This window comes from Vibrio eleionomae (assembly GCF_009874545.1).
GTDB classification, from domain to species: domain Bacteria; phylum Pseudomonadota; class Gammaproteobacteria; order Enterobacterales; family Vibrionaceae; genus Vibrio; species Vibrio nitrifigilis.
The window spans coordinates 1-12,982 of record NZ_WEKT01000027.1; the positions used below are offsets into that span (position 1 = coordinate 1).

Below are 12,982 nucleotides of genomic sequence, written 5' to 3' on the forward strand. Positions count from 1 at the left end.
TCACAATGTGAATTTTACACATATTGAAGCAGTTGCTTAGTAATACGGTGTCTTTTTCTTTTAAAAAAAAGTGTGAAAAATCAGCCAATATTTATTACCGGTTATTATCTATTCCCCTCCATTTCAAATAAAAATACGTTTTCTTTGTGTGTAATTTTATTACGTAATTAATTACAAATAAGTATATTGCCATTCATAAATAGAGTTACCGAATAAAACTTCGAATTTACCATTTTACTATTCCTCTCTCTTTCTCAAATCCCTTTTATATATTAGTTTTATAGGCACATATCGAAGTGAGATGTTTTTTAGTTATCGGGACTTATTTATCTAAGGTAACTATCAAAAGTGTTTTTACTTCACAAATTAAACAGGGAATTTTGTAGTTCTTAAATTACAAATGTGATTTAAATCAGCGAAGGAATAAATATATGCTGGCTGAAAGTACACACGTATCAATGGAAGAAGTTCGTTCGAAGTTGAAGATTCTTGGTTCTCTCAATGCTGAGCATCAAGAAATATTCCCCACTGCCGCTCAAGATTTATTAGCTCAACTGTGTGAGCGTTATGCTCCTCGTTTAGAGCAACTGCTTAAATCTCGAGAAATTTTTCAGCAAAAAATCGATCAAGGAGCATTACCTGGATTTCTTTCTGACACGCAAGATATACGTGAGGGAAGTTGGAAAATTTTAGGTATACCCAATGATCTACAAGATCGCCGTGTTGAGATCACTGGTCCAACAGACCGAAAAATGGTGATTAATGCATTAAACGCGAACGTCAAAGTGTTTATGGCTGATTTTGAAGATTCGATGTCACCTGATTGGGAAAAGGTTCTTGATGGTCAAGTAAACCTGAGAGACGCCGTCAATGGTACGATCAGCTATACCAATCCGAGCAATGGTAAGCAGTATCAACTAAAAGACGATCCGGCAGTGCTTATTTGCCGAGTTCGGGGTCTGCACTTACCTGAAAAGCATGTGTCATTTGCTGGGCAAACCATTCCGGGATGCTTACTGGACTTTGCGCTGTACTTTTTCAATAACTATCAAGCATTGTTGAAAAAAGGCAGTGGACCTTATTTCTACCTACCCAAACTACAAAGCCATCAGGAAGCGAAGTGGTGGAGCGATGTGTTCCATTTTACTGAAAACTTCTTTGGTCTTGATACCGGAACCATCAAAGCCACAGTATTGATTGAAACTCTCCCAGCCGTATTCCAAATGGACGAAATCCTCTTTGCGTTGAAAGAGCATATTGTTGGCCTCAACTGCGGCCGTTGGGATTACATATTCAGTTATATCAAAACATTGAAAAAACATGGTGACCGTGTCCTGCCTGATCGCCAAGTCGTCACTATGGATAAGCCTTTTCTCAATGCTTACTCACGTCTACTCATTTATACCTGTCACCGACGTGGGGCGTTTGCTATGGGGGGAATGGCGGCATTTATTCCAGCCAAAGATCCTGGGGAAAATGCCAAGGTGTTAGAGAAAATAGTCCATGACAAATCTTTGGAAGCGAATAACGGCCATGATGGAACTTGGGTTGCTCACCCAGGGTTAGCTGATACTGCGATGGATGTATTCAATCAGGTGCTAGGTGAACGTCAAAATCAATTAGATGTCACTCGTTTATCTGATGCTCCTATTACTGCACAAGAGTTACTTGAACCTTGTGATGGCCCACGCTCCGAACACGGAATGCGCCACAACATTCGTGTTGCTCTGCAATACATCGAGGCTTGGATTTCGGGCAATGGCTGTGTGCCAATTTATGGGCTCATGGAAGACGCGGCTACAGCGGAAATATCCCGTGCTTCTATTTGGCAATGGATACAGCACGGTAAAACACTCGATAACGATCAGGTGATTACCAAAACGCTGTTCCGCCAGTACCTCAATGAAGAGATTGAGGTTGTTAAACAAGAAATTGGTTCAGACGCTTTTGCTAAGGGGCGTTTTACTGAAGCGGCTGAATTGATGGAAAGGCTCACGACAAGCGATGAGCTGACCAACTTCTTAACGATACCCGGCTATGACTATTTGCCATAACCAATCCAACCAATAACGTTAAACAGTAACCACCATTTCAATATCATACCTTTGGTATCGGTAGCGAAAGGAAGCAGGCCTAAGCCTACATTATAAGAGGGATACACCATGACACTGACTCGTCGTCAACAAATCGAAGCACTAGAGAAAGACTGGGCAACTAATCCACGTTGGAAAAACGTGAAACGTACCTATACTGCCGAAGAGGTCGTTAACTTACGTGGCTCAGTCTTACCAGCGAATACCATTGCCCAGCGTGGTGCTGATAAGCTTTGGTCGTTGGTCAATGGGAGTGCAAAAAAAGGGTACGTGAACTGCTTAGGGGCTTTAACAGGCGGACAAGCGGTTCAGCAAGCGAAGGCTGGGATTGAAGCTATTTATCTATCTGGTTGGCAGGTTGCTGCAGATAACAATACGGCTTCAACCATGTATCCAGATCAATCGCTTTACCCAGTGGATTCGGTACCTGCGGTAGTTAAACGTATCAACAACTCATTTAGACGAGCAGACCAGATTCAGTGGACGAATGGTACGACACCTGAAGACGAAGGTGGTATTGATTACTTCTTACCTATTGTCGCTGATGCAGAAGCAGGATTCGGTGGCGTGCTTAATGCCTATGAACTCATGAAATCGATGATAGAAGCGGGTGCTGCTGGTGTGCACTTTGAGGACCAATTAGCTTCGGTGAAAAAATGTGGTCACATGGGGGGGAAAGTTCTGGTCCCAACTCAAGAAGCAGTACAAAAATTGGTTGCGGCTCGATTAGCAGCGGATGTTGCCGGCACAACAACACTTGTGATTGCTCGTACTGATGCCAACGCGGCTGATTTGTTAACTTCTGATTGTGACCCGTATGATAGTGATTTTATCGTCGGAGAGCGCACCCAAGAAGGATTTTTCCTCGTTAAAGCGGGGATTGATCAAGCGATTTCTCGCGGCCTAGCTTATGCACCATATGCGGATCTTGTATGGTGTGAAACAGCAAAACCTTGCTTGGAAGAAGCTCGTAAGTTTGCTGAAGCTATCTTAGCAGAATACCCGGATCAGCTGCTTGCTTATAACTGTTCTCCTTCCTTTAACTGGGAGAAAAACTTGGATGCCAAAACCATTGCTGAATTCCAACAAGCGTTATCCGATATGGGCTACAAATACCAATTCATTACTCTAGCTGGTATCCACAACATGTGGTTCAACATGTTTGAATTGGCTCATGCTTATGCCCAAGGGGAAGGTATGCGTCACTATGTGGAAATGGTACAGCGCAAAGAATTTGCCGCAGCAGAAAAAGGCTATACCTTTGTGGCACACCAACAAGAAGTTGGAACGGGCTATTTCGATAAAGTTACGAATACCATTCAGGGGGGCAATTCGTCAGTAACGGCACTAACCGGCTCGACTGAAGAGGATCAGTTCTAACCTAATCCGCACTTCCTTTTTGCAAACTTCCTTATATGTTTTGATATCTTGATGTCAAATTTGAGCGGCCTAAGCCGCTCTTTTTTTATAAGTTATAGAAAACTGAAAGCCATTATCTCATCGCGTTTCAACGTGAATTAGTCGTCAAAATCTTCAGGTTCCGTTTCTTCTTGAAGTTCTAATAGAGTTATCGCGATAGAAATAAAATCGGTTTCGGTGATGATGCCACACAATTGCCCTTTGCTGAGTACTGGGAGACAGCCTACTTTATGTTTTTGCATATAAAGAGCGCTTTCTTTAAGTCCCGCTTGTGGTGCTACTGTCATTAAATTGGTATGCATGATTTCATACAGTGGTGTATCTGCGGTGTAAGACTGCTCGTTTGGCGTACCGTGTAAGCTTGATTCTTGTGCTGCCAAAATGTCTCTTTGCGAAACCACACCCTGTAACTGATGATTGCTATCCACAATAGGAATATGGCGGATATCAAGTGCTTTCATCATGTTGTTAGCATCAGAAATAGTATGGGTTCGCGACAGAGTATGTGGGCTGCGAGTCATCATATCTTCAACTTTAATCATGGCCATCTCCTATTGTCAGTCCTGTCTTTTGACTATAGTGATTGACGAAAAATTTGAATGAGAGATGAATCATTATTTGTTGCTCTTTTTAGCAGATTTAAATAACAAACATACGATTATTTGAGGTTGGTTACGCTTCCTATTGTTGGTTAGAAAAAGGCCTTTTCTGTATCTTGTTAAAACTTCGGTATATACTAGCGCGCCGCGAAATTATCTATCGCACACATTCACTAAATTAAGATCAGAAGTCATGCACGTTTCAGATTTTCATTTTGACCTCCCAAATGAGCTTATTGCTCGTTATCCAACTGAGGAGCGTACCGCAAGTCGTTTATTGCAGCTCAATGGCAATGATGGCGAACTTGTTGATGGGACATTTAAAGATGTTCTAGATATTGTTAAACCGGGCGATTTACTGGTGTTTAACAACACTCGAGTGATTCCTGCTCGTATGTTTGGTCGTAAGGCTTCCGGTGGCAAACTTGAAGTGTTAGTCGAACGAATGATCGATGAGCATTCAATTTTGGCTCATGTTCGTTGCTCTAAGCCACCAAAACCAGGTACAGAACTTTACTTGGGTGAAAACGATGAATACCAAGCAGAAATGGTTGCTCGCCATGATGCGTTATTTGAAATTCGCTTTACCAGTGATAAAGCGGTATTAGAGATTCTTAATGCGATCGGCCATATGCCGTTACCTCCTTATATCGACCGTCCTGATGACGATGCGGATAAAGAGCGTTATCAAACGGTATACAACGAAAAACCTGGCGCTGTTGCTGCTCCTACCGCGGGCTTGCACTTCGATAAACCTTTACTTGAACAAATTCAGGCAAAAGGTGTCGAACTCGCGTACGTGACTTTGCACGTTGGTGCTGGTACGTTCCAGCCAGTTCGAGTTGAAGATGTTGAAAACCATCATATGCATTCTGAGTACGTTGAAGTACCTCAGGAAGTCGTTGACGCGATTGCTGCTACTCGTAAACAAGGTGGACGAGTGATCGCAGTAGGGACGACTTCGGTCCGTTCTCTAGAAAGTGCTGCGCAAGATGCTCTAAAAAATGGGACTGAATTGGTTCCGTTTTTCGGTGACACTGAAATCTTTATCTACCCTGGTTACGAATACCAGCTGGTAGATGCGTTGATTACTAATTTCCACTTACCTGAATCAACATTAATCATGTTGGTGAGTGCGTTTGCTGGATATGAACACACAATGGCTGCTTATCGTCATGCTGTACAAGAGCGTTATCGTTTCTTTAGTTATGGTGATGCCATGTTCATTACTAAAAAAACGATAAAATAGACGACAATTGAGTCGTTTAGATAAATAATGTTTATTATCAATAGCAAGTTGTTAGGGTTATAAACTTAACGACTTTTACCCCGTCAGACTGTTTCTCTGACATTGGAGGCTTTGTGAAATTACAGTTCGAACTGAAAAAGAAAAATGGTAACGCCCGTCGTGGTCAAATGACTTTTGAACGCGGTACGGTGCAAACTCCGGCATTTATGCCAGTGGGTACTTACGGCACCGTAAAAGGTATGACACCAGAAGAAGTAGAGCAAACTGGTGCGCAGATCTTACTTGGTAATACCTTCCACTTGTGGCTTCGCCCCGGACAAGAGGTGATGAAACTGCATGGTGACCTGCATGACTTTATGAACTGGCAAGGCCCAATTTTAACCGACTCAGGCGGTTTCCAAGTATTTAGCTTGGGTGATATTCGTAAAATCACGGAAGCAGGCGTACATTTTCGTAACCCTGTTAACGGCGATAAAATTTTCATGGATGCGGAAAAATCCATGGAAATTCAACAGGATTTAGGTTCAGATATCGTCATGATTTTTGACGAGTGTACGCCTTATCCAGCCACACATGACGAAGCAAAAAAATCGATGGAAATGTCACTACGTTGGGCACAACGCTCACGTGATCATTTCGATAAACTAGAGAATCCAAACTCACTATTTGGTATTGTGCAGGGGAGTGTTTACGAAGACTTGCGTGATACTTCAGTGGAAGGACTGACAAATATCGGTTTTGATGGCTATGCAGTCGGTGGTTTAGCGGTAGGTGAACCAAAAGAAGAAATGCACCGTATGCTGGAACACACTTGTCCGCAGTTACCTGAAGATAAGCCGCGTTACCTCATGGGTGTGGGTAAACCAGAAGATTTAGTCGAAGGGGTTCGTCGCGGAATTGATATGTTCGATTGTGTGATGCCTACTCGAAACGCGCGTAACGGACACTTGTTTGTCACCGGTGGTGTGATCAAGATCCGTAATGCGAAACATAAAGTCGATACGACACCGCTTGATCCTGAGTGTGACTGTTACACTTGCAGAAATTATTCGAAGTCGTATCTGCATCATTTAGATCGTTGTAACGAAATTCTTGGTGCTCGTCTCAACACGATTCATAACTTGCGTTACTATCAACGTTTAATGGAAAGTATTCGTCAAGCGATTGATGAAGATCGTTTTGAGCAATTTGTTGAAGAGTTCTACGCACGCCGTAACCGCGAAGTGCCACCTCTTCAAAAAGAACTCGCTTGATTTTGGGGCCAGACTAGAATATCCCACCGATTGGCTTGAATTTAGTTTGGCTCAGCCCAATTTAAATCAGATTAAATAAACAATAACTTAGAGGACGTTTCTCAATGAGTCTAATTTCTGTAGCGCATGCCGCAGGTGAAGGTGCTGCTCCACAAGGTGGCGGTTATGAAATGATTATCATGCTTGGCATGTTTGCAGTCATCTTTTACTTCATGATTTATCGCCCACAAGCTAAACGTGCGAAAGAACATAAAAACCTAATGTCTTCTATGAGCAAAGGTGATGAAGTTCTAACCAGTGGTGGTTTTGTTGGTAAAATCAACAAAATCACTCCAGACAATGACTATATCGTTATTGAACTGAATGAAAATAGCAAAGTCGTAATCAAGAAAGACTTCGTTACTGCAGTGTTACCAGCGGGTACACTGAAATCTCTATAATACAGCTCAAGGATCCTCGCTGTGCTAAACCGTTATCCGTTATGGAAGTACTTGATGGTGTTATTCGCCATCTTAATTGCAGCTGTGTATGCACTTCCAAATATTTACGGTGAAGATCCGGCAGTTCAAATTACAGGGGCGCGTGGCGCCTCTGTTGATATGTCAACGCTGGATACTGTCACTAATGCGCTCGATACTGCGCATATCCCACACAAATCTGTTGCCTTTGAAAATGGCTCTATCTTGGCCCGTTTCAAAGACACCGATACTCAATTAACTGCTCGTGATGCAATCAAAGAAGCTCTCGGTAAAGACAAAATAGTGGCGCTTAACTTGGCTCCGTCTACACCAACTTGGCTTCAAGCGATTGGCGCAGCGCCGATGAAACTCGGTTTAGACCTTCGTGGTGGCGTACACTTCCTAATGGAAGTTGATATGGATGCTGCGATGGAAAAATTGGTTGGTCAGCAAGAAGATGCTTTCCGTACCGAGTTACGTGAAGCTCGTATTCGTTACCGTGCTGTGCGTTCAAAACCTCAATCTGTTGATATCACCCTACGTAGTGAAGAGCAGCTAGAAAAAGCGCAAACATTGCTAAGCGGTAAACACCAAGACATGGTCTTTACTGAAGCAAGCAGTGGTAATCATGTGTTAACCGCGACGTTTACGGAAGCTCGTTTACAAGAGATTCGTAACTACGCAGTTGAACAGAACATCACTATCTTACGTAACCGTGTTAACGAACTGGGTGTGGCTGAACCTCTGGTTCAACGCCAAGGTGCATCACGTATCGTTGTTGAACTTCCTGGTGTTCAAGATACTGCTCGTGCAAAAGAAATTTTAGGCGCGACCGCGACACTTGAATTCCGTCAAGTCGATGAAAGTGCAGATCTTTCTGCAGCCGCAGCTGGTCATGCTCCTGCGGGTAGTGAAATCAAGTACGACCAAAAAGGTCGTCCTGTTGTACTGAAAAAACGCGTGATTCTAAGCGGTTCTAGTATTACAGATGCAAGTTCAAGTACTGACCAATATGGTCGTCCACAGGTTAACATCTCACTAGACAGTGAAGGTGGTAGCAAGATGGCGGCGTTTTCTAAGAAGAACATTGGTAAGTTAATGGCGACCGTCTTTGCTGAATACAAAGACAGCGGTAAGAAAACACCAAAAGGTAAAGTTATTCTTCAGAAACATGAAGAAGTGATTAACCAAGCAACGATTCAATCTGCGTTAGGTAGTAGCTTCCGTATTACTGGGATTGATTCAGCTTCTGAAGCGCATAACTTAGCACTATTACTGCGTGCAGGTGCGTTGATTGCTCCAATCTCAATTGTTGAAGAACGTACTATTGGTCCGTCAATGGGTCAACAAAACATCGATATGGGTGTGCAAGCCTGTGTTTGGGGTTTAGTTGCCGTGATGATCTTTACCTTTATCTATTATCGTAAATTCGGCCTGATCGCTGATATTGCTCTAATCGCAAACTTAGTCTTGATCATCGGTATTATGTCGTTAATTCCGGGGGCAACAATGACCTTGCCGGGTATCGCGGGTATCGTATTGACCGTCGGTATGGCGGTGGACGCTAACGTTCTAATCTTTGAACGTATTCGTGAAGAGATTAAGGATGGACGCAATCCACAACAAGCGATTCACCAAGGGTATGCAAATGCATTTAGTACTATTGCGGATGCCAACATCACCACGTTAATTACTGCGATTATTCTATTTGCAGTGGGAACTGGTGCTATTAAAGGTTTCGCTGTGACGCTATCCATTGGTATTTTGACTTCCATGTTTACCGCAATCATTGGTACACGTTGTATCGTGAACTTAATGTATGGTGGTAAACGCATTAAGAAATTGTCGATCTAAGGTTAGGAATCATTATGTTTCAAATTCTGAAACCAGGAACAATGATCGACTTTATGAGTCGGTCCAAATTTGCCTTCGTTTTCTCAAGTTTATTGATCATCGCATCGATTGCGTGTTTATCAGTAAAAGGTTTGAACTGGGGCTTAGATTTTACCGGTGGTACTTTAATTGAAGTTAGCTTTGAACAACCTGCTAACCTCGATAGTGTACGTAATGCATTAGGCTCTAAAGGTTTTGATGACGCGACTGTACAAAACTTTGGCTCTACTCGTGAAGTCATGGTGCGTTTACGTCCTCGTGATAACATGAAAGGCGAAGTGCTGGGTAACCAAATCATCAGTGCGATCAAAGAAGGAACAGGTAAAGCTGTTCAAATGCGTCGTATTGAATTTGTGGGTCCAAACGTAGGTGGTGAGCTAGCCGAAGACGGTGGTTTAGCCATCTTAGTTTCGTTGATTTGTATCTTGATTTACGTATCAGCGCGATTTGAATGGCGTTTAGCTGCTGGTGCTGTATTGTCATTGGCACACGACGTAACTATCACATTAGGTGTGTTCTCATTCTTACAAATTGAAGTAGACCTAACTATCGTAGCGGCATTGCTCACGGTGGTGGGTTACTCATTGAACGATACTATCGTGGTATTTGACCGTATTCGTGAAAATTTCCGCAAGCTGCGTAAAGGCTTACCTGCGGAGATTATGAACACTTCGATTACTCAAACACTAAGTCGTACTTTGATTACATCAGGAACGACATTGTTCGTAGTTATTGCTCTATTTGTTGAAGGTGGTGCAATGATTCACGGATTTGCGCTAGCCTTATTGTTAGGTATTACTGTTGGTACTTACTCATCAATTTATGTGGCCTCAGCGTTGGCATTGAAGCTCGGAATCACTAAAGAGCATCTCATGCCTGTCAAGGTTGAAAAAGAAGGCGCGGAGTTTGACCGCCATCCTTAAACCGAAAAAAGCCACTGCATGCAGTGGCTTTTTTATTACAAATTATAAAATACACTGATATAAGTGAAGGAGAAATCTATGGCAATTACGCAATTAGATTCTAAAACAGCTCTAGTCGTTATCGATCTTCAAGAAGGAATTGTGGTTCTGCCACCAAAAGAAAATGCGGCTCAAACGATCGTTAACTCAATCAAACTTATCAATGCATTCCATGAGCAGTCTCAACCTGTTGTGTTAGTAAATGTCGCTGGTGGTGCTCCAGGGCGTACAAGTTTACCTCATTCAGGTGGTGAGCTCCCTGCTAACTGGGCGGATTTAATTGAAGAATTGCCACGTAAAGATAGTGATATCTTAATTACGAAAAGCAATTGGGGAGCATTCATTAATACTGATTTGCACGAACAGCTGCAAAAAGCGGGTGTCACACAAATTGTCGTTGTTGGTATTGCAACCAGCATGGGGGTTGAGTCTACGGCTCGCCAAGGCTATGAATTAGGTTACAACGTGGTATTGATTGAAGATTCAATGACTGACAAGAGTTTGGACAACCACAAAAATTCAGTAACTGGTATTTTCCCTATGCTCGGCGAAATTGGTACTACCGAAGAGCTATTAGGATTACTGAATAAGTAATTGAGATGAAGTGCTAAGTCATCATTTTATTGGCGACAAATAATAAAAAAGCCCAGACACGTGTCTGGGCTTTTGTGTATTCAGCTGTGACGGAGCTAGTATTATTTCAAGATCGCTTCGTTACCGTTTTCACGGATGTGTTTTAGAATTGATTTTACGCCGCGAGCGCTTGATGCAACGATGTTACCTGATTTCATATAATCAGTACCGCCAGCGAAGTCAGTTAAGATAGCACCAGCTTCACGAGCAATCAGTTCACCTGCTGCCATATCCCATGGTTTTAGGCCAAGTTCAAAGTAACCATCAACACGGTTAGCTGCTAGGTAACAAAGATCTAGAGCTGCAGAGCCTGTACGACGGAAATCAGCACAATCAACAAACAGTGAAGATACGATCTTCATGTAAGATTCAGAGTGTTGCTTTTGTTTGAATGGGAAACCAGTAGCAAGAACAGTGCCTTGAAGGTCTTTCAGTTGTTTTACACGGATACGTGCATTGTTTAGTTGGGCACCTGAGCCACGTTGAGCAGTGAATAGCTCATTTAGCATTGGGTCGTAAACACACGCTACTTCAGTTTTGCCTTTAAAGCGAACAGCAATAGAGACAGCAAAATGAGGTAGGCCTTTCATGAAGTTAGTGGTGCCATCCAGTGGGTCGATGATCCATTGTACGTCTTTATCTTTACCTTCGATAAGACCGCTTTCTTCAGCTACGATGCAGTGCTCAGGGTATGAGCTTTGAATAGTAGCGATAATCATGGCTTCAGCTTCTTTGTCTACATTAGTAACAAAGTCATTTGAGCCTTTCTGAGTGGATTCGATTTTCTCAGAGTTTTCTAAAGATTTAGCAATATGGTTGCCTGCTTTTCGCGCAGCGCGAATAGCAATGTTTAGCATAGGATGCATACGAATTTCCCAACGGATGTTAAAGAACGAAAAAGCGGGGCGGAGTATACCAGATAGAAGAGAAAAAGAAAGTGGTTATTTTCTGTTCAGTTAATAATTGTATAGGAAAAAGGGTCTGACCATTTTACTCAGGTTTATGATAAACTCCTAACGCAATAATTTGAGAGGTATCACACTGCATGTTAGACAATGTTAAAGTCGTTTTAGTTGAAACGTCCCATTCAGGAAATATCGGTTCGGCAGCCCGCGCAATGAAAGTGATGGGATTGAGCCATATGGTACTTGTAAATCCTCAATGTGAAGTAGATGCACAGACGATGGCATTGGCGGCTGGTGCAAGTGATATCGCGCTAAATGCACAAATTGTTTCGAGTCTGGATGAAGCGATTGAAGATTGCGGACTAGTGGTGGGAACTAGCGCACGTTCACGCACGTTAGAGTGGCCAATGTTAGACCCTCGAGAGTGTGGTGAAAAGTTTGCGACTGAAGGTCGTAAGCATAAAGCGGCTATTTTATTTGGTCGTGAGCGTACAGGCTTAACCAATAGCGAATTACAAAAATGCCAATATCATGTGAGTATTCCAGCGAATCCAGAATACAGTTCGCTGAACTTGGCTATGGCGGTACAGACGATTTGTTATGAAATACGTGTGGCTTTTTTGAATCAAGAAGCGGCACAATACCCAGTAGCGAGTGTAGATGAGTATCCACGCCAAAAAGAGCTAGAACTTTTTTATCAGCATCTTGAAAAAGTGTTAGTGAATACTCACTTTATTAGTGAGGAGCAGCCAGGGCAAGTCATGAATAAACTGCGTCGTTTATTTAGTCGAGCTCGCCCTGAAGTTCAAGAATTGAATATTTTACGGGGTGTTTTGTCTGCAATTGAGAAAAGTGGTCAAAACAAATAATACCCATGTAAAAGTAAGGGGTGAATACCTGAGTAAATTAGTCAAATAAATACTTGACCAATTTACTCAGGTATGAAAAACTACATCCACATAATTAATGTGGATACGGTGTGATATGAGACTGACCTCGAAAGGAAGATATGCAGTAACAGCCATGCTTGATGTGGCGTTACATTCGCAAGAAAACCCAGTACCTTTGGCAGATATATCAGAACGACAAGGTATTTCACTTTCCTACTTAGAGCAGCTATTTTCCAAACTGCGTAAAGCTGGACTAGTGGCCTCTGTTCGTGGCCCGGGTGGTGGTTATCGCTTAGGGACTGAAGCAACAGAGATTTCCGTTGGTACTGTGATTGCCGCGGTTGATGAATCTGTTGACGCAACAAAATGCAATGGCAAAGGTGATTGCCAGGGTGGCACTCGTTGTCTTACCCATACACTTTGGCGTGATCTAAGTTCACGTATCAGTGACTTTTTAAACAACATCACTCTTGGTGAGCTGATGATTGATAATGAAGTACTAGAAATTTCAGACCGTCAAGACGTTAGTCTTACGGTAGACCACGGGCTGGCACACAAAAATTCAAATTCAGTCACCGTTGGTGCAGCACCCGTAGGTATTAATGCTCGCTCGTAGCGGCAATTTTAC

12 protein-coding genes are annotated in these 12,982 nt (G+C 42.6%); 10 read left to right on the plus strand and 2 right to left on the minus strand.

Annotation, left to right across the window (positions count from 1 at the left end; genetic code table 11):
• The first annotated feature begins 458 nt into the window (after positions 1-458).
• Positions 459-2,054: a malate synthase A gene (gene aceB, locus F9817_RS14070; RefSeq protein WP_427916710.1), complete on the plus strand. Its 1,596-nt coding sequence runs from the start codon at positions 459-461 to the stop codon at positions 2,052-2,054.
• A gap of 108 nt (positions 2,055-2,162) precedes the next feature.
• Positions 2,163-3,473: an isocitrate lyase gene (gene aceA / locus F9817_RS14075; RefSeq protein WP_161156607.1), complete on the plus strand. Its 1,311-nt coding sequence runs from the start codon at positions 2,163-2,165 to the stop codon at positions 3,471-3,473.
• Between the two features lie 137 nt (positions 3,474-3,610).
• Here aceA and F9817_RS14080 read toward each other — a convergent pair whose 3' ends face one another.
• On the minus strand, positions 3,611-4,054 hold the full coding sequence (locus tag F9817_RS14080) for a CBS domain-containing protein (RefSeq protein WP_161156609.1): 444 nt from the start codon (positions 4,052-4,054) through the stop codon (positions 3,611-3,613).
• 250 nt (positions 4,055-4,304) lie between these two features.
• On the opposite strand from F9817_RS14080, the gene queA reads away from it, so the two are divergent.
• The 6 genes from queA (at position 4,305) to F9817_RS14110 (ending at position 10,520) form a co-directional block, all read left to right on the plus strand.
• Positions 4,305-5,360, plus strand: a complete 1,056-nt coding sequence (gene queA, locus F9817_RS14085; RefSeq protein WP_161156611.1) for a tRNA preQ1(34) S-adenosylmethionine ribosyltransferase-isomerase QueA — start codon at positions 4,305-4,307, stop codon at positions 5,358-5,360.
• 113 nt (positions 5,361-5,473) lie between these two features.
• A complete protein-coding gene (tgt, locus tag F9817_RS14090) occupies positions 5,474-6,613 on the plus strand; it encodes a tRNA guanosine(34) transglycosylase Tgt (protein ID WP_161156613.1) in 1,140 nt (379 codons plus the stop codon).
• A gap of 104 nt (positions 6,614-6,717) precedes the next feature.
• Entirely contained in the window at positions 6,718-7,053 is a 336-nt protein-coding gene (gene yajC, locus F9817_RS14095) for a preprotein translocase subunit YajC (protein WP_161156615.1), read from the plus strand.
• A gap of 21 nt (positions 7,054-7,074) precedes the next feature.
• Positions 7,075-8,925 (plus strand): protein translocase subunit SecD, encoded by a 1,851-nt coding sequence (gene secD / locus F9817_RS14100; protein ID WP_161156617.1) that lies wholly within the window; start codon positions 7,075-7,077, stop codon positions 8,923-8,925.
• A gap of 14 nt (positions 8,926-8,939) precedes the next feature.
• Positions 8,940-9,887, plus strand: coding sequence for a protein translocase subunit SecF (secF, locus tag F9817_RS14105; RefSeq protein ID WP_161156619.1), 948 nt, complete (start codon positions 8,940-8,942; stop codon positions 9,885-9,887).
• A 78-nt stretch (positions 9,888-9,965) separates the two neighbouring features.
• Complete coding sequence (locus tag F9817_RS14110) at positions 9,966-10,520, plus strand: isochorismatase family protein (RefSeq protein ID WP_161156620.1); 555 nt, start codon at positions 9,966-9,968, stop codon at positions 10,518-10,520.
• 101 nt (positions 10,521-10,621) lie between these two features.
• Here the strand turns inward: F9817_RS14110 and suhB are convergent, their stop codons facing one another.
• Complete coding sequence (suhB, locus tag F9817_RS14115; protein ID WP_161156622.1) at positions 10,622-11,425, minus strand: inositol-1-monophosphatase; 804 nt, start codon at positions 11,423-11,425, stop codon at positions 10,622-10,624.
• A 179-nt stretch (positions 11,426-11,604) separates the two neighbouring features.
• On the opposite strand from suhB, the gene trmJ reads away from it, so the two are divergent.
• Both trmJ and iscR read left to right on the plus strand, forming a co-directional pair.
• The gene (trmJ, locus tag F9817_RS14120) at positions 11,605-12,333 is read left to right on the plus strand and encodes a tRNA (cytosine(32)/uridine(32)-2'-O)-methyltransferase TrmJ (protein ID WP_161156624.1); all 729 of its coding nucleotides are present in this window, start codon (positions 11,605-11,607) and stop codon (positions 12,331-12,333) included.
• Between the two features lie 115 nt (positions 12,334-12,448).
• Entirely contained in the window at positions 12,449-12,970 is a 522-nt protein-coding gene (iscR, locus tag F9817_RS14125; RefSeq protein WP_161156626.1) for a Fe-S cluster assembly transcriptional regulator IscR, read from the plus strand.
• The last annotated feature ends 12 nt before the right edge of the window (positions 12,971-12,982 follow it).

What these genes read in the sequence shown, in the direction of transcription:
- F9817_RS14110 (WP_161156620.1), top strand. Translation starts at nt 9,966, where the DNA reads ATGGCAATTACGCAATTAGATTCTAAAACAGCTCTAGTCGTTATCGAT.
- secF (WP_161156619.1), top strand. Translation starts at nt 8,940, where the DNA reads ATGTTTCAAATTCTGAAACCAGGAACAATGATCGACTTTATGAGTCGG.
- aceB (WP_427916710.1), top strand. Translation starts at nt 459, where the DNA reads ATGGAAGAAGTTCGTTCGAAGTTGAAGATTCTTGGTTCTCTCAATGCT.
- yajC (WP_161156615.1), top strand. Translation starts at nt 6,718, where the DNA reads ATGAGTCTAATTTCTGTAGCGCATGCCGCAGGTGAAGGTGCTGCTCCA.
- iscR (WP_161156626.1), top strand. Translation starts at nt 12,449, where the DNA reads ATGAGACTGACCTCGAAAGGAAGATATGCAGTAACAGCCATGCTTGAT.
- aceA (WP_161156607.1), top strand. Translation starts at nt 2,163, where the DNA reads ATGACACTGACTCGTCGTCAACAAATCGAAGCACTAGAGAAAGACTGG.
- suhB (WP_161156622.1), bottom strand. Translation starts at nt 11,425, where the DNA reads ATGCATCCTATGCTAAACATTGCTATTCGCGCTGCGCGAAAAGCAGGC.
- queA (WP_161156611.1), top strand. Translation starts at nt 4,305, where the DNA reads ATGCACGTTTCAGATTTTCATTTTGACCTCCCAAATGAGCTTATTGCT.
- F9817_RS14080 (WP_161156609.1), bottom strand. Translation starts at nt 4,054, where the DNA reads ATGATTAAAGTTGAAGATATGATGACTCGCAGCCCACATACTCTGTCG.
- trmJ (WP_161156624.1), top strand. Translation starts at nt 11,605, where the DNA reads ATGTTAGACAATGTTAAAGTCGTTTTAGTTGAAACGTCCCATTCAGGA.